Genomic DNA, 16,758 nt, shown 5'->3' on the forward strand with positions numbered 1-16,758 from the left:
AGCGGAATTCGGGAGACGTTCCTTCTGTCAGGAACGTCTCCGATGAATAGGGAGTGGTGAAATTGAATTCCAGAAGCAGGTATGTGTGGGCTTATTTCATGATCGCGCCGACTCTCATAGGCACATTGGTTTTCTGGGGTTGGCCGGTTATCCAATCGATCCTGTTAGGCTTCCAGCATTCGGAAAATTTCGGGACCGTAAATCATTGGGTTGGATTCGATAACTATGCGAAGTTATTCCGTGATAAAGAGTTTTGGCAAAATCTGCGTAACACCTTAGTTTATGTAGCGATGTTTGTACCCCTTACGCTTGTGCTTTCAACCTTGTTTGCCGTACTGCTGAATACGAAGATCAAAGGGGTATCCCTTTATCGCGTTATATTTTTCCTGCCGCAAGTGACCATGCCTGCCGCGGCAGCGATGGTATGGGTTGTCCTGTTCGCTAAAGACTTCGGCCTCATCAACCATTTATTGGGGACGCATATCGCATGGCTGTCCAATGGCCATTATGCCATGCTTGTACTGGTTATCGTAGGCGTATGGGGAGCCATCGGCATGAATATGCTGCTTGTTCTCGCAGGCTTGCAAGGGATACCGAAATCGCTGTATGAAGCGGCGGATATCGACGGCGCCAAGCGATTCAACAAGTTTCGGTATATTACCATTCCGATGCTCACGCCAACTCTGTTTTTCACCAGTATTATTCTATTAATTGGAGCTACGCAGATTTTCGACTCGATCTATCTGATTATCGGAAAGACGAATGTCGCGCTACCGTCGGTTCGCTCGCTTGTGTATGCCTACTACCAGAACAGCTTCATTTATAATGACCGCAATTACGGCGCTGCCATTATCAATATTTTGCTGGTGATCAACCTTGCGCTGACAGGCATTCAATTCGCATTCCAGAAAAAATGGGTCGTCTACGACTGAGGAAGGGGGAGGACGCAACTATGATCAGCTCATCGGCGAGGAAGGCTCACCTGGTTGTTCACATCATTCTTATTATCAGCGCTATCGCTATGCTTGTTCCGTTTGTATGGATGGTGCTGACTTCGCTGAAGACAACGACGGAAGCCACGCAGATTCCGATCCGTTATTTACCGGATGCCCCCAGCTTAAGAGGATATATAGAGGCAATTAAGCAATCGGAGTTCCCGCATTATTACCTGAACACGGTTATATCGGCGGTCATGAAAACCGTGTTTCCCGTTATCTTTAGTTCGATGGCGGCTTATGCTTTTGCGCGTATCCGGTTTCCGGGAAGCTCGATTCTGTTTATCTTGCTTCTCTCGGTCATGATGGTGCCGAATCCGGTGTTCTATACGCCGCAATATATGATGATGAGCGAACTCGGCCTCGTCAACACCGTTACCGCTTTGTGGATTGCTTCCTTGATCAGCCCGTTTGCCACTTTCCTTTTAAGGCAATTTTTCATGAGCATATCCAAGGAGCTGGAGGAAGCGTCGGTTCTGGATGGCTGCAATCCGTTCCAAATTTATTGGCATATCATGCTTCCTTTAGTCCGGTCCGCTTTGGTAGCCATCGTTATTATTCAATTGCAGTGGGCTTGGAACGAGCTGCAATGGCCGCTTATTATCAACAGCTCTCCGGAGAAGATGACCTTGTCATCGGGCATAGCGACGTTAGTGTCCATGTTCGGAACGGATTATCCGGTGTTAATGGCAGGCGCCTTTATGGCGGTCGTTCCGATGATTATTCTCTTCTTTATCTTCCAAAAACAATTTATTGAAGGGATCGCCTTCAGTGCAACAAAAGGATAATGGGTATCCGGACTTCTGCGAGTCCGGATAAAGCCTGTTTCAGCTTGAATGACGGCAAAAGGGGTAACATTTAAAGCTTATTATTGACAGCGCTTTCAAATAGCAAAGAGGAGGATTTCGATGAAACTGTTATCCGTGCACGATATTGGAAGGACATCGCTTAAAGCGATGCTCATTGTCGCCTTGTTATTGAGCACGCTTTTTGGGAATGCCGCGAGCAGGGTAAGCGCGAATCCGGACCAGACGCGCGTACCAACGAATCCGTATCCAAGCCCCGCGGTGGATAGTGCTCTGACCAAGCATGATTTGACCTATGCGCCCAGCCCGCTGGACAATCCGCTAAAAGGATTTGCGCCGTTCTATCCGTGGGAAACGGAGACTTCCTTTCCCCATAGCCTGGAATGGTATTATGTTCCGCTGAGGGCTGTGATGAATGGCCCGGATTCCTTTACATTCGATACGGGCATTGAGCCGGCGCTGAATGCCATTGCGGCAAGAGGGAATCAGGCGGTGCTTAGAGTCTATCTTGAATATCCGGGCAAAGACGATGCCATACCGGCGTTTATTCATGACAGCGGCATTGCGATGCGTCATAACGATACCTTTAACCAAGACGAGCCCGATTACGACGACCCGCTTATGGTCACGTATTTGACTAACTTCATAAAAGCTTTCGGCGCAAAGTATGATGGAGATCCGCGTATTGGCTTTATTCATATGGGCCTCGTTGGTTTATGGGGGGAGTGGCATACTTACCCTTACGATGAGGATACGGCAGATGGTTTGCCGAACTATATGCCTAACGCCGATACAATCAAAGAGCTTTTTACCGCCTATGATACAGCCTTCAACTATACGAAGCTTGAGGTCCGGTATCCCGGATTGCCTGGCGCATCGGAGTACAATATAGGCTACCATGATGACTCCTTCGGTTATAAAGAAGGCGATCCGCCGCAAAGCGTAACGCAGCCCGAGAGTATGGGCGGAGCCTATTATTCGTTTCTGACCAAGATGCTGGAAGCCGGTTCGGAGAATAAATGGATAACGGAATCCGTTGGCGGGGAAGTACGCCCGGAAATTCAGAGCCAGCTGTTCAGCGGCGGGACTAACGTTGATCATGCCTTGGACGATATTGAATTAACTCATGCGACGTGGATGATTAACCAAGGCGGTATCAGCAACTATAATGCTGGCGATGCTGCCGTTGCCGCCGGCGTGAGAAAGATGGGCTACGATCTGAATGTGAAGAGCGCCTATTATAAGGACATTGCTCAAGGCGATCCTCTTAAGGTTGGCGTCACTATTCAGAACAATGGCGTTGCTCCTTTCGCTTATCCTTGGAAGGTAGAGCTGGGAGTCAAGAATGCATCGGGAAAAATCGTGAAAGAGTGGGATACAACCTGGGATTTGACGAAGGTGATGCCTTCGGAGATCAGAACGTATCCGGAATGGAATGTAGCCGGCGATCCAAAATATGTTCCATTTGGCGAGCCTTATTATTTCGATACAACAATTGCCGCTCCGGGGCTAAATGACGGCTACTACTATCTAGTGATGAAGGTCGTTAATCCGCTAGATACGATTAGCAATAAGGCGAAAAAAGTAGGATTCGCAAATACCGATCAAGACAAAGAAGGCTGGCTGAATTTGGGGCCTGTGAAGATAGGAGATTGTGCTGCACCGTGTTCGGAGCCTCCAACTTCACCGCCGGCACCGCCTAAACGCCTGCTAGTGGATGATTACGACGGAACGCCGGCATGGTCGGCTGACACTCGGAACGATCTGAACCAATGGACCGGCTCAAGCGGCTTTGCCAATGGGAACGGCGCCGGTGTTGTAGAAGGCGGCGCATTAGTGCTGAAGGTTCAGAATATGTCGCGTATGGAAACGAATATCGGCCGGAATCTTGCCGATACGAGCAAGCTGGTCATTCGGGCGAAAGGAGCCGTCGGAGGCGAAGAGAATCTCGTCAATGTGAGCATCGGCGGAGTAACGAAAACACTTGGTCAACTCAGCGGCGATACGGTAACGACAAGCTACAAAGACTTTGTTATCGATTTGCCTAATCAAGGAGTAGATCTGTCGCAAACGATTTGGAGCATTGCGATTTCACAGGCAACGTGGGGGACTACGGGAACGATCTATATCGATGAAATCTACTTTACGGATAAGGTGGAGTCAGATACGGATAATCCTGGCACGAACCCTGGATCCGGTTCAGACTGGCCGGGGCTTATCGAAGATTTCGAATCCTATGCGGATGATGCCGCCCTTGGGCAGGCATGGACCGAAGCATGGTCCGACAAACCGGGCTCCGTTACTAGAGAGCTTGGAGAGTCGAGCGGAAGCAAGGGCCTACGGCTGTCGACCGCTATCGCGGATTCGGAGTGGGCGAATATGATCCATGCCATCCCTACAGGCAAGAGAGATTGGTCCAAGTATGACGGCTTAAGCTTCTGGGTGGACAATACAACAAACGACAATAAGGATTTCAGCTTAAATGTCGCGCTTCAGACGCCTGCGGCCAAAGGCGAGTTCGGATTAAAGGAAGGCGGGCATGCCTTAACGATTGCGGCGGACGGAAGCTTGCAGCCTGCCGCGTTTAATGGAGCGTCGCTTAACGTTCCCGCAGGCTTCAAGGGTGTCGTGAAGCTCGCTTGGGATCAATTCGTTCAATCCGCATGGCAATGCGACGGCGTTCAGGCAGACTGCGCAGCGGTGCTTGATCCAAGCGACGTAACGGGACTTCAGTTCGGATACCCGCCTGCGGGTTATCCGCATAACGTCATCACGATTGATGACATTATGCTCTATCGGGCGGATAAAATGTTGGACGATTTCGAATCGTACCCGGACGATGCTGCCTTGCAGAATATCTGGCGGATCGACTGGGAATCCGGAGAACCGTCTACCCTTCGTACGATTGATCATGCGAATGTCTCGAATGGCAATCAAGCGATGAAGTTTTCCGTATCCCCTCCTCCGGGCAAAACGGCATCCGATTGGGTAAACGTTAAACGCGCTGCCTTTAGCGGGTCGGATACGGATTGGTCCGCCTTTGACGGGCTTACCTTCTGGGTCAACAATGTATCGCCAAGCAGCAAAAATATGGATCTGAGTATCTCGCTTGTTACGGACGCGCCAAAAGGCGAATTCTCCTTGAAAGAAGGAGGAACCGTACAATTCTATCAAGGTGCCGAAGGCTGGAAAACAACCACTCTTGGCGGAGGCTCCCTATCCATTGCCGCAGGCTACAAGGGAATGGTGAGAATTCCTTGGAGCGCATTGATCCAGTCCGCATGGCAAGGCTGCGATGCTTGCGACGCGAAGTTTGATGCGAGCAAGGTTTTGCAAATTCAATTCGGCTTTGGCCCGAAAAATCAAGCCGACAATGTTCTCAGCATCGACCAAATTGCCCTCTATGCGTTAGCTGGCAGAACCGGCGGATCAGGAGGAGGATCAACAACCGAGCCTGTTGACCACCCGGCTCCTCCGGCTTGGGCAACAGCAGCCGGAACGGAGGCGCTTACGTATCGGAGTGCGCCGGTAGACAATCCGCTTAAGGGCTTCCTTCCTTTCTACGATGCTTCGGAGGAGTCTTATTTCACCGAAGGCGATGATTGGAGAGACCGTCCAACGCAGCTGCCTTACAGCTTAGAGTTCTTCTACCTTCCGCTTAATAAGCTGATGAACAACCTGAATGATTTTAATTGGACGGAGCTGGACAAACGGCTTGAAGCCGTTGCATCCAGAGGCAATCAGGCCGTATTCAGGGTCTATTTGGATTATCCGAACAAGCCGTCCGGAATCCCGCAATTTCTTCTGGACGAAGGGCTGGAGACTTACGCTTATTCGGAATACAACAACGGTAAAGACGCCACGAGTCTAGCGCCTGATTATAACGATGAGCACTTATTGGGAGCCTTGGACAATTTCATTGAAGCGCTTGGAGCCCGTTATGACGGCGATCCGCGTATCGGATTCCTGACCATTGGATTGATCGGCTTCTGGGGCGAATGGCATACGTACCCTTACGACGGAAATATCAAATCGCCGAATTTAATGCCGACAGACGCCAACCTGAAGCGGGTTCTTACCGATATGGACAACGCTTTTAACGAAACGCAGCTTGTCTTAAGATATCCGATGGACAACAGCACGCTCAAAACCAAAAACTTCGATGTCGGCTACCATGACGATTCCTTTGCTTTACAGACCCTCCCGCCAAGTCTCGGAGGCCAAGGCTGGCATTTCTGGGGCAAAGTCAAAGACGCCGGAGTGACGGATTTCTGGAAAACGAACAGCATGGGCGGAGAGATGAGACCGGAAATTCAATTGAAGATGTGGAACAATGATCCGCCAGTATACAATGAACCATCGGCACCGATCGAGGGAGCGCAAGGCGAAGATTATTACACCAGCCTGAACTTGACCCATGCCTCTTGGCTGATTACGCAAGGGGTCTTCCAAACGCCGCTGGAGTCCGAGCCGCTGGCAAGAGCTGTCGAAGGATCGCGTAGACTGGGCTATGAATATTACGTGCCTTCTGCCTATCTGGACGCTGCGGATGGAAATCTGAAGGTCGGCGTAGAGGTTGAAAACAGGGGAGTAGCGCCATTCTACTATAACTGGAAGGTAGAGCTTGCGGCCAAATCCGAAAGCGGCATCGTGAAGGTATGGGAACCCGGTTGGGACTTGAAAGACCTGCTTCCGAATACAAACGGATTCGACAACAATAAGCTGTTCGAATCGACGAGCAATCCGGCTTTAAGCAACGGAAGCTATCAAATCCTGATGCGTTACGTGAATCCGTTAGAGGAGATCAACGCAGATGCCAAGAAGTTCCGCTTCGCTAACGAGGAGCAGAATAGTGACGGATGGCTGGAGCTAGGCAGCGTAGACGTAACGGATAGTACGGCCGAGGCTCCGGTCAGAGTGACGGGCTTGACGGCGAATACGCCAAGCCAGCTTCAATTGTCTCCCGGTTCAAGCGCACAGATCAATGTCGCGGTTGTGCCGGCGGAAGCGGGCAACAAAAGAGTAGTATGGTCGTCTTCGAACGGTAAAGCTGCCTATGTATCCGCTGCTGGCCTGGTCAAGGCTGTCGGAATCGGCAGAACCGTCATTACGGCTAAATCTACCGACGGCAACCTGGAGAAGCAATTCGCGGTGACGGTTGCGTCCAATGATTCCAGCTCGAACCCGTCCTCCGGCGGAACAACCTCGCAGCCAGGGCCGGATTTAACGGATAAAGGAATCAAGCTGGGTCAAGATGCGGTAACCATTGTCCGGTCAACGGACGGCGTAACCGAAGCGGCCATTGACGCGAAGAAGCTCCAAGACGCCTTCCAAGCTCTTCGCGGCAAGCCATCCGGCGTAAAATTCAATTCCGTTATTATCGAGTTGAAAAACAACGGCGGAAGCGTGAAGGTGAATATTCCTTCGTCTGCCCTAGTGGATGCTGGGAAGAACCTATCGGATGCGTCCATCCTAATCCTGACGGATTTCGGAAGCTACAAGGTTCCCGTCCAAGCTTTAGGCTTGGCCGATATAGCGCAAAAGCTTGGCACGAACCTTGAGAATATGACCTTAAGCGTAGTTATCGATAAAGTTGCCGGCAGCACGGCGGATGTATTGGCTGAACAAGCAAGCAAGGAAGGGTTAACCTTGCTAGCCCCTGCCCTGGACTACAAAATCTATGCCCAAGCAAACGGACAATCGGTGGAGATAACCGGCTTCGGCAGCACTTACCTCGAGAGAACGGTTATTGTGCCTGGAGCCGTTAATCAAGCGAACGCGACTGCGCTTCTATTTAACCCGGATACAAGGACGTTTGCTTTTGTTCCTTCCGTCCTCCAAGTTAACGGGGGCAGCACGGAAGTTGTCATCAAACGCAACGGGAACAGCATTTACGCGGTGGTTTCGGATTCGGGCAGCAGAACGTTCGCTGATCTTCAGGGACACTGGGCCAAGCCGGAAATCGAATTGCTGGCCTCGAAACGAATCATAAACGGTACTGCGCCTGACCTCTTCTCGCCGGACAAACCGATTACCCGCGCGGAGTTTACGGCCTTGCTTGTTCGTTCCCTTGGGCTTAGCTCTCCGGCTGCGGGAGCCGATTTTAGCGACGTAGCACAAGGAGACTGGTTCGCGGATGCGGTTGCAGCGGCCGTTGATGCGGGGATTGTTAACGGTTATGCGGATGATTCCTTTAAACCGAATGAACGAATCACCCGCGAACAAATCGCGGTTATGACAGCCAGAGCTCTGAGCTATGTGAACAAGCCGGTCCAAGCGAACGGCAAAGCTCTTGAAAACTATAAGGATCAAGCCTCCATTAGTCCTTGGGCAAAAGCTTCGATAGCCGAATTGCTCACTGCTCGAATCATAAAAGGGAAGTCTATGGCGACCATAGATCCGGCAGCAAATGCAACCCGCGCGGAAGCGGCCGTTATGATCAAACGGTTTTTGCAATTCGTTCAATTTATGAATTAAAAAGCAGAGGAATACGGGAGCACATGGCGTTAGCGCCCATGTGCTCCCGTTCTATGACGGCATATTCACGTTATTGGAATTAGTGTAGACTAGCATTGAGACTCGAGACTCTATGGTGAAGGGGAAGCCTTACAAAGATGAAGCGTGCTGTGATCGGTACCGTTGCGATACTTTTCTTATCTCTCTTATTCGCCTTGTTCAGCCATTATATAAACCTTGACTCCTCCCAATCGCCAGGACCCCTTCATTCCGATACAGCGGATAACGCGGGAAAAGACGTACCGGAATCCTTTGTCACGCTGAAGGTGATTATGCCCGGAGACCAGTCGTCTCGCATGGGCGATTTTGTCGAGAATGAACTGAACGACCGGCTCAAGAAAGATTTGAACATGAACTTGGAATTGACTTATATTCCATGGTCCAATTACCAGCAAAAATTGGAGCTGGCCCTATCCACCGGAGAAGATTACGACTTGTTTTGGTATGGCGCGCCGTTCGTCTCCGTTTATTACAGCAAAGGCTATATTCAGCCGTTAGACGAGCTTCTTGGCCAATACGGGCAGGATCTTGTTAAACATATACCCGAAGATAATTTCAAGCAGAACCGGATCGACGGGAAGCTTTGGGCGATACCCTCTCAGGCCTTTACATCCGCCGGGAAATTCTCCTCCGTCATGGTCCGTCAGGACTTGCTGGAGAAGGCCGGCATGACGGACATTGAGACGATAGCGGATCTGGAACAATTCTATCAACGCATGCACGCGATAGATCCGAGCTATTACGGCTATTTGGAAACCGACCGCGGGCATGAATTGTTTTGGCGTGAGTTGACGGATCGGAACTATTCTTCCTTGGACGAGAGAATGCTGTTTATGGTGGACGAGGATTCGGGAGAGCTGCTCAGCTACGTGCAGTCCGATCTGTACAAGAAAGTAGCTCATTTACGAGAGTCCTGGGTGAACAAGGGGATTATCGACATGAACCTCGTGGGGAATCCGGCTGCGAAGATCGATCAGGAGAATGCGGGCAAGCTTCTTTTCCGCGTGGGTGCTGTTTCCCGGGCGATGGAAAATCTGCAAACGGCGCGTAATGCCGATCCGGAAGCGAGGCTCCGCGAGTACTATCTGGCGAAAGAGAAGCCCAAGTATATTACGACGCCAAGCAATGAAGCGTTTATGATTACTTCCGCGTCGAAAAATCCGGAACGCGCGATGATGTTTATGAATTGGATTTTGCAAAGCAAAGAAAATTACAACTTTATTATTTACGGGGTTGAAGGCAAGGATTACGTGCTGGATAACGGTAAAATCAAGCAATTGACTAATGATCAGCTGATGTACGAATGGATGTGGCGGAACAAGGATTATTTTATCGCTCCGGCTAACGTAGAGGATGACGTGATCGAGGATATGCTTGCGAACGACGAGAATTCGCGCATCTCCAAGCTATCCGGATTCCACTTCAACGAAGCTCCCGTTAAGAACGAGATCGCGCAAGTGATGGCGGTCTATAAAGAAAAATTCGAGCCTATCAACTTCGGGATAGCCAGTTACGATCAATATTATGACGACGCCCTCGCAGCTCTCAAGAAAGCGGGCTTTGATATTGTTTTTGCCGAATTGAAAAAGCAGTTCTCCGAATTCCAACGCCAGCATTAAATGCCATGAGCAAGAAGCTGAGAGGACGATCAGTCATGAGCAGATTCAACATATTTACCAAATTGATCGCTACGCTGTTGATTTTACTTATCCCGATCCTGCTCCTGTTTGCGGTGTCGAACCGAACAAGCACGGATGTGTTGACCGATGAAATTATAAAGGTGAAGCGGTATCAGATCGAAACGTTCGCCAATCAGCTCGACCAATTGTTCTTCCGGCTGGATACGTACAAGAAAATGCTGTATGAAAGCACGGACGTGCGAAATTTAGCGTATCCCGATTTACTGGACGATGTGCTGGGCAAATACAGAGTCAATCGAACCGTATCGGAAGAAATTAACCGGCTTGCCGGTTACGGCGATTGGAAAGCCGTCATCGCGGTTCTCTATCCCAAGACCGGTATCGCCATCAAAAGCAACTCAAGCTTGAATGCGCTTCCGAAGGAGTTTCCCCTGCAGGATACCTTTTGGCAGTACTATTCCGATCCTAACGAGGATTATTTCATGGAAATCTTGTCTTATCCCGAGAACTCGGCGGAGACGGGCGAGGCGCGTATGCGGGTTGTGCTTAAATTCGGCGTATCCGCGCTTCGAAGCGCCTTGTCGGAATTCAAAGCGAATGGCTCGGGCGATCCGTTCCTGTACCATCCCGGAGCGGACCCTATCTATAATTATTCGGTTAACGTAAAACAAATTGACGAATTTCTTCCCCGGCTCAAGGAGATCGATCCCTCAACGGAAAGCGGGTACATGCTTCTTCGATCCGACAAAACGAAGTATCAGGTTCATTATCAGAAGCTGGAATCGCTTGGCTGGTATCTCGTCGACTATGTACCTATCAGCCATATCATGGCGCCGATCAGCCGGAACCAGACCATGTTTTACCTCATAAGCGGCATGCTTCTGTTCATGGGGGCTTATCTAGCTTTCGTGATGTACCGCAACATTCAAATTCCGTTTCGGAAGATGATCCGGAACATGAATCTGATCGAGAAAGGGATTTATTCCGTAAGGATGACGGATAAGCCCAAGGGGGAATACCGGTTTCTGTACGACAGATTTAACTCCATGGCCTCCAAAATTGAGGAGCTGATCGTGGATGTGTACAAGGAACAGCTCAGGTCCAAGGATGCAACGCTGAAGCAGCTGCAGTCGCAGATCAATCCGCATTTTTTGTATAACACGCTTGCTTATATCAAAAGCATGATAGAGCTCAAGGAAAATAAAGCCGCTATCTCGATGACCATGAACCTAAGCAAGTATTACCGGTATACAACCAAGACGGGAAGCAAAATGGTGAAGCTGCAGGAGGAGCTGGACTTGATCCATTTCTATCTGGAAATTCATTGCATGCTGAGGGATGACTTCGAATTTCAGATCGAAGTTGAGCCGCAGCTCGCGGAGCTCGAAGTTCCGCGGTTAATCGTACAGCCGCTCGTAGAGAATGTCATCCTGCATTCGTTCAATAATCAGTCCGAATTCGGCATGATCCGCATTAGATGCTGGAGCGAAGAAGGAATGAACCATGTAGCGGTGGAGGACAATGGCACCGGGGGCGATTACGAAATGATTGAATCGATGCGTAAGAAGATTCATTCGAGCAGCGAGGAAATCGAATCCGGTCTGAAAAACGTTCACCAACGCCTGCGGTTAATGTACGGCAGCGATTCGGGCGTACATCTCAGCAAATCGGAGTTAGGCGGACTTTGCGTGCAACTAAGCTGGAGCGGCAAGGAAGGTGTGTAGGCATGTACGAAATTTTGATTGTGGACGATCATACGCATTTGGTGGACAGCTTGGCCATTGGACTTCCGTGGGAGCAAATGGGGATTTCCAATGTCTACAAAGCCTATTCAGGCGAAGAAGCTCTAGAGCTGCTGAATTACCGCTCCGTCGATATCGTGGTAACGGATATTCATATGAACGGGATGACCGGACTTGAATTGATTGCCCGAATCAATGAAAAATGGAAAAATACGAAGGCGGTTATTATAACCGGTTATGATGAATTTCAATATGCGAGGGAAGCGATTCAGCAGCAGGTATGCGACTATCTATTAAAACCGGTATCGAATGAGGAATTGGAGCAGACGCTGCGCACCATTATCTATCGGATTACGGAAGAAGGAAACGAGCTGCTCGATCAGCAGAAATTCGCTTACCGGTTCCGCGAAAGCCTGCCCAAATTGAGAGAAATGTTCCTGTTCGAATTGTTAGCCGGCAAAAGCTACCCGTTATCGGCTTTGCAGGATAAGCTTCAATTGTACGGACTTCCTTTTTCCGCCGAGAAGGAAGCTATTCTCTTGTGCATGAGAGTAGAGGAAGACTATTCGAATACGGATCTCTATAGTCTTTCGTTGATCGAATATGCCATGTTTAATATTGTGGAAGAGGTTTTTGCGAACAAATATCATGTGGCGTATTGCAAGGATTCGCATGATTATTTGATTTTCCTGGTCCAACCCAACGGGAGCGGACAATCAGGCAGAGACCACTCTGCGATAATAGAAGACCTAGCGAGGCTCTCCCAGCATCAGATCAAGCTTTATTTGAAGTCGAAGGTTTCCGTTGTGCTTAGCAGCTGGGGCGGGTTCCCGAACGATATTTTGCCCATGTACCATTCCGCATTATCGATCTACACCGATTATATTGGCTACCAGACCGAAAGCTTTTTTGACGCGGCGCAAAAGAAAGAAGTTTTCGAAATCCAGCCGCTTGCGGAGCTTTATCGTTCCCAAACGTTTATGGAATTGATCGATTTGGAGCAATGGAACGGATTCGAGAGCAAGCTGAACCGGATATTCGAAGAGCTTGAAGGCGCCGGCGGCGGAGCGCGCGAATACGGGCTGCAAATCTACGTTACCTTGCTGCAAACTTATTCTTATTATTTGCACAAGAAGGGCAAACGAATTTACGAAGTGTTCGGAAGAGAAATCGATAAGATGCTGAAGATTGATGCCGGCTGGAGCGTGGAGCCGTTAAAGGAATGGGCTTTCGACAGCTATGTTCAAATCAAAGCTTATAGCGGTAGCCGTTCGGACAACATACGGTCTGACCTGATGGAACGAATCCGCCGGTTCATTCAAGAAAATATAAAGGATATAACTCTGCAAACGGTGGCCGATCATGTCAATCTGCATCCCGTCTATGTATCCAACCTGTTTAAACAGGAGACAAAGGAAAATTTCTCGAACTACGTGCTTCGGCTGCGAATGGAGAAAGCGGTGCAATTGTTGAAGCACAAGGACTTAAAGATAAGCCAAATCGCGCATGAGGTCGGATACCAGAAGCCGCAGTATTTCATTAAGCTGTTTAAGACCCAATACGGAATGACGCCGCAGGAGTTTAAGAACGGTCTATGATGGGAGATGAATTGATGCAATTAAGAGAGTTTTGCAATGGAATTCAATTAGGTGAGGAAGCTAGCCGAATCATTATGGATTTTCGCATGGAAGAAGAGGAGTATGCGAGGCTGAAACAGCATTTTCAAACGGATCGTCATTCGTTTTTTCGTCAGGTTACGGGAACGGCGGGATACAGGCAAATGCTGCTTTATCTGTTCGCGAGATTTGCCGTGGATGCGTATGAAGAATACCGGATTCGGGAAATCGAAGACAACATTTATTTCGATACCTTCTCGGATATTCGGATTTGGAGCGAAGTCTGCTATCGGGATTACGGCGAGTATGGCCTAGAAGAGTACAACTGGCTTCAGGAGCATGTCAGGCTTCAGTTATTTCGACTCGGGCGACTGCAGTTTCAACCGATAGCTTATAACGGAGAGAACTTGAAGGTAGGTCAACGCTTGGTGGAAAAGCATCAGCTGGTGCTGAATGTTCACATTCCGGAAGGGGAACCGCTAACTCCGATTGAGGTGTCCCATTCTTTCCGTTTAGCCCGGAAATTTTTCCGGGGAATTCCTATGGTTTATATTTGCTCATCATGGCTGCTCTACCCCGGTCTTGAGCAGGTGCTGATGGCTGAATCAAACATTTTGAAGTTTCAACGGCTATTCTATATTTATGAATTGAACGAAGCATCAAGGGAAGCCGAGCAAAGAATCTTCCGTCGGTTAGAGGCAAATCCCAATGATTACGCGGAAGAGACAAGCTTGCAGCGAGCAGCCAAATCACTATTAAATAATGGCGGGAGACTTGGGAGCGGATGCGGTATTTACATACCCGGGGAACGCGATTAATAGATAGGATCGTTTCCTCGGTTTAATCATGCTATTATTTAATAGATATTTCCATTATGGAGTCAGCAACACTTGGGAGGAGATCGGATAATGAAATTTGGGATCAGCACCTATAGCTACTATCAAGCGCTTCAATCAGGGGAAATGGACGTTATTGACGTCATTGCCACGATTGCCGAAATTGGCGGCGAGCATGTTGAAATTGTGCCGCTTGGCTTCAATTTGACGGAGAATCCGGAATTAGTTGATGACATCCGCCGTAAAGCGGACGAGGTGGGCATTGCTATCTCCAATTATTTGATAGGAGCCAATTTCGCCGGTAAAAGCGAAGCGGAATACGAGCAAGAGATTGAGCGCGTTATGCGGGAAGTGGATATTGCGGCGAAGCTTGGCGTTGGTCTGATGCGCCACGACGTGGCATCGTCGCCGGATACGTCGATCCGAAATTTCAACAACGAGCTTCCCAAGCTGGCAGAGGCTTGCCGCCGGATCGCCGATTACGCGGCTGCGAAGGGAATTACGACAACGGTTGAAAACCACGGTTATTTCCTTCAAGCCAGCGATCGTGTCCAGGCTCTCCTGCATGCAACGGACCGGGACAATTTCAAAACAACGCTGGACGTCGGCAACTTCGTCTGCGTAGACGAAAATCCGGCTGTTGGCGTCTCCAATAATATCGAGTATGCGGCTATGGTACATATTAAAGATTTCTATGTGCGTCATCCCGAAAGCGACCTTGGAGACGGCTGGTTCCGCTCCGCACGCGGCAATTATTTGCGTGGAGCCATTGTAGGCCAAGGCGATATCGACATGCGCCGGGTGCTTGGCATTGTGAAGCAATCCGGGTATGACGGCTATATTTCCGTTGAGTTCGAAGGCTTGGAGCCATGCCGTTTCGGCGTTCAGCAGGGACTCAATCAATTGAAGAAGATCTGGCAATCTCTTTAATAAGGCCTAACAGAGGAGCGATACTAACGCTCCTCTTTTTGTTCGCAATATAGCAGTAAATTTGTTTCCCGCTATTCCGATTTAATATAAGGAGTGTATAATCACTACTAGAAAAAGACGGGAATGTAGGTGGATGCCATGCTGTCGCTAAGAGATCACTTCCAACATGAACTGTTCGTGAATCAAAATAGCGAGCTGACGCAATTTTTATTAAACCGGATTTTGAACATGAGATCGGAATTCGTCTGCATTACGACCTTCCATGACGGCGAATTCATTTACGCCAACGATTCCGTTGTTCGAAGGCTGGGCTATAGTGACGAAGAACTGCTTAAGCTTAATGTTTTTGATCTGGGGATCTGGACGAACGCGGTGGAGCGGGACAATGTCATGTCGGCTTTGGAGGAGAGCGGATTGATCCAGGATTTAGAGATCGAGGTCAGAGACCGGCAGAATAATATCGTGACCTGCGTCCTGAATTTGGAGCTGATCAACATCTTGGCGAAGCCGTGTATTCTGATCGCGGGCAGAGATATCTCGATCGTGAAAGCCATCGAGAAAAATAAATACGATGAAATGAAAGAAGAGCTTCTGCAGACGGTTCGTTCCGTGAACGGCTTTGTGATTCAAATGAAGAAGAGGGAAGACGGCGAGCTTTATTACGTCCTGGCCGAAGGGAGAATCGCGGAGGAGCTTGGTTATACGACGGCTAACAGCTACGGGAAAACGGTCAGGGAAATATTCCCTTTCCTCTACAAGACGGAGGGGCAATATTATGACCGGATTCTTCAAGGGGAAACGATCAGCTTCGAAACCGAGCTGCACGGAAGAAGCTTATACAAGACCTTAATCCCTTATTACAACCAGGGCCGCGTTACGGGAATTATTGCAACGGCCGTCGATATTTCCGAACGGAAAAACATTGAAAAGATGCTGCGCTTGTCGGAGATGAATGCGGCGCTTGGCGAATTGGCTGTTGGCGTGGCGCATGAGATTAGAAATCCGCTGACGGGCATACGGGGATTTGTTCAGCTGTTAGGCGAAACATTGAAAAGGTATGGCATTGAGAAAGAGCAGCGCTATGTCGACCTCATCCAGACGGAGCTTTCCCGCATTAACGACCTGGTCAGCGAAATGTTATGGCTCCGCAAGCCCAAAGAGAGCAGCATGGAAACGATCGACATGTTGAAGCTGGTAAACGATATTCTTCCCCTCATCCAAGTGGATACGAATATGAACAATATCCAGATGGACACTGACGGGGTTGTGGCCGGCAGGTCGATTATAGCCAATGTCGCTCTCTTGAAGCAGGTCATTTTGAATCTATGCAAGAACAGCATTGAAGCGATGGAATCCGGAGGCAGGCTGGTCCTTGGGCTGCGGGAAGCAGATCATACCGTCACTTTGTTCGTTCAGGATTCGGGGCCGGGAATTCCGCCTGACGTGATGGATAAGCTGTTTACGCCGTTTTTCACGACCAAACAGTCAGGCAATGGCTTAGGGCTGTTTATTTCCAAGCAAATTATTGTTGAAATGGGCGGGGAGCTGACGATAGAGACGAGTTCAAAAGGGACCGTCGTGTCCGTTACTTTTCCCGTGGAGATGGATAATGATCAGGATGAAGAAAAGAGTATTTGATCGCGAAAAGATCAAATACTCTTTTTTGCCGGTATTCCT

9 protein-coding genes are annotated in these 16,758 nt (G+C 49.2%); all 9 read left to right on the forward strand.

The genetic code is table 11. The annotated features are described in order from the left end of the window. The first annotated feature begins 56 nt into the window (after positions 1 to 56). The gene (locus tag CFI03_RS15700) at positions 57 to 932 is read left to right on the forward strand and encodes a carbohydrate ABC transporter permease (RefSeq protein ID WP_248757991.1); all 876 of its coding nucleotides are present in this window, start codon (positions 57 to 59) and stop codon (positions 930 to 932) included. Positions 933 to 952: 20 nt separating this feature from the next. Continuing rightward, the gene (locus CFI03_RS15705) at positions 953 to 1,783 is read left to right on the forward strand and encodes a carbohydrate ABC transporter permease (RefSeq protein WP_201008245.1); all 831 of its coding nucleotides are present in this window, start codon (positions 953 to 955) and stop codon (positions 1,781 to 1,783) included. A 120-nt stretch (positions 1,784 to 1,903) separates the two neighbouring features. Continuing rightward, complete coding sequence (locus CFI03_RS15710) at positions 1,904 to 8,278, forward strand: S-layer homology domain-containing protein (RefSeq protein ID WP_248757933.1); 6,375 nt, start codon at positions 1,904 to 1,906, stop codon at positions 8,276 to 8,278. Positions 8,279 to 8,415: 137 nt separating this feature from the next. Then, the gene (locus CFI03_RS15715; protein ID WP_248757934.1) at positions 8,416 to 9,936 is read left to right on the forward strand and encodes an ABC transporter substrate-binding protein; all 1,521 of its coding nucleotides are present in this window, start codon (positions 8,416 to 8,418) and stop codon (positions 9,934 to 9,936) included. 35 nt (positions 9,937 to 9,971) lie between these two features. Continuing rightward, positions 9,972 to 11,681, forward strand: coding sequence for a sensor histidine kinase (locus CFI03_RS15720; protein ID WP_248757935.1), 1,710 nt, complete (start codon positions 9,972 to 9,974; stop codon positions 11,679 to 11,681). A 2-nt stretch (positions 11,682 to 11,683) separates the two neighbouring features. Next, complete coding sequence (locus CFI03_RS15725) at positions 11,684 to 13,297, forward strand: response regulator transcription factor (protein WP_248757936.1); 1,614 nt, start codon at positions 11,684 to 11,686, stop codon at positions 13,295 to 13,297. Between the two features lie 14 nt (positions 13,298 to 13,311). Further along, complete coding sequence (locus tag CFI03_RS15730) at positions 13,312 to 14,133, forward strand: acyltransferase domain-containing protein (protein WP_283094556.1); 822 nt, start codon at positions 13,312 to 13,314, stop codon at positions 14,131 to 14,133. Between the two features lie 90 nt (positions 14,134 to 14,223). Next, positions 14,224 to 15,081 carry a sugar phosphate isomerase/epimerase family protein gene (locus tag CFI03_RS15735; RefSeq protein ID WP_248757938.1) on the forward strand — a complete coding sequence of 286 codons (858 nt, stop codon included), beginning with the start codon at positions 14,224 to 14,226 and terminating at the stop codon, positions 15,079 to 15,081. A gap of 138 nt (positions 15,082 to 15,219) precedes the next feature. Continuing rightward, positions 15,220 to 16,719: a PAS domain-containing sensor histidine kinase gene (locus CFI03_RS15740; RefSeq protein WP_248757939.1), complete on the forward strand. Its 1,500-nt coding sequence runs from the start codon at positions 15,220 to 15,222 to the stop codon at positions 16,717 to 16,719. The last annotated feature ends 39 nt before the right edge of the window (positions 16,720 to 16,758 follow it).

The sequence above is a fragment of the Paenibacillus sp. ATY16 genome (genome assembly GCF_003399985.2).
GTDB classification, from domain to species: Bacteria; Bacillota; Bacilli; order Paenibacillales; family Paenibacillaceae; genus Pristimantibacillus; species Pristimantibacillus glycanilyticus.

Excerpts from the sequence above, each read along its gene's own strand:
- CFI03_RS15720 (WP_248757935.1), top strand. The coding sequence starts at position 9,972 with ATGAGCAGATTCAACATATTTACCAAATTGATCGCTACGCTGTTGATT.
- CFI03_RS15725 (WP_248757936.1), top strand. The coding sequence starts at position 11,684 with ATGTACGAAATTTTGATTGTGGACGATCATACGCATTTGGTGGACAGC.
- CFI03_RS15730 (WP_283094556.1), top strand. The coding sequence starts at position 13,312 with ATGCAATTAAGAGAGTTTTGCAATGGAATTCAATTAGGTGAGGAAGCT.
- CFI03_RS15740 (WP_248757939.1), top strand. The coding sequence starts at position 15,220 with ATGCTGTCGCTAAGAGATCACTTCCAACATGAACTGTTCGTGAATCAA.
- CFI03_RS15715 (WP_248757934.1), top strand. The coding sequence starts at position 8,416 with ATGAAGCGTGCTGTGATCGGTACCGTTGCGATACTTTTCTTATCTCTC.
- CFI03_RS15735 (WP_248757938.1), top strand. The coding sequence starts at position 14,224 with ATGAAATTTGGGATCAGCACCTATAGCTACTATCAAGCGCTTCAATCA.
- CFI03_RS15705 (WP_201008245.1), top strand. The coding sequence starts at position 953 with ATGATCAGCTCATCGGCGAGGAAGGCTCACCTGGTTGTTCACATCATT.
- CFI03_RS15710 (WP_248757933.1), top strand. The coding sequence starts at position 1,904 with ATGAAACTGTTATCCGTGCACGATATTGGAAGGACATCGCTTAAAGCG.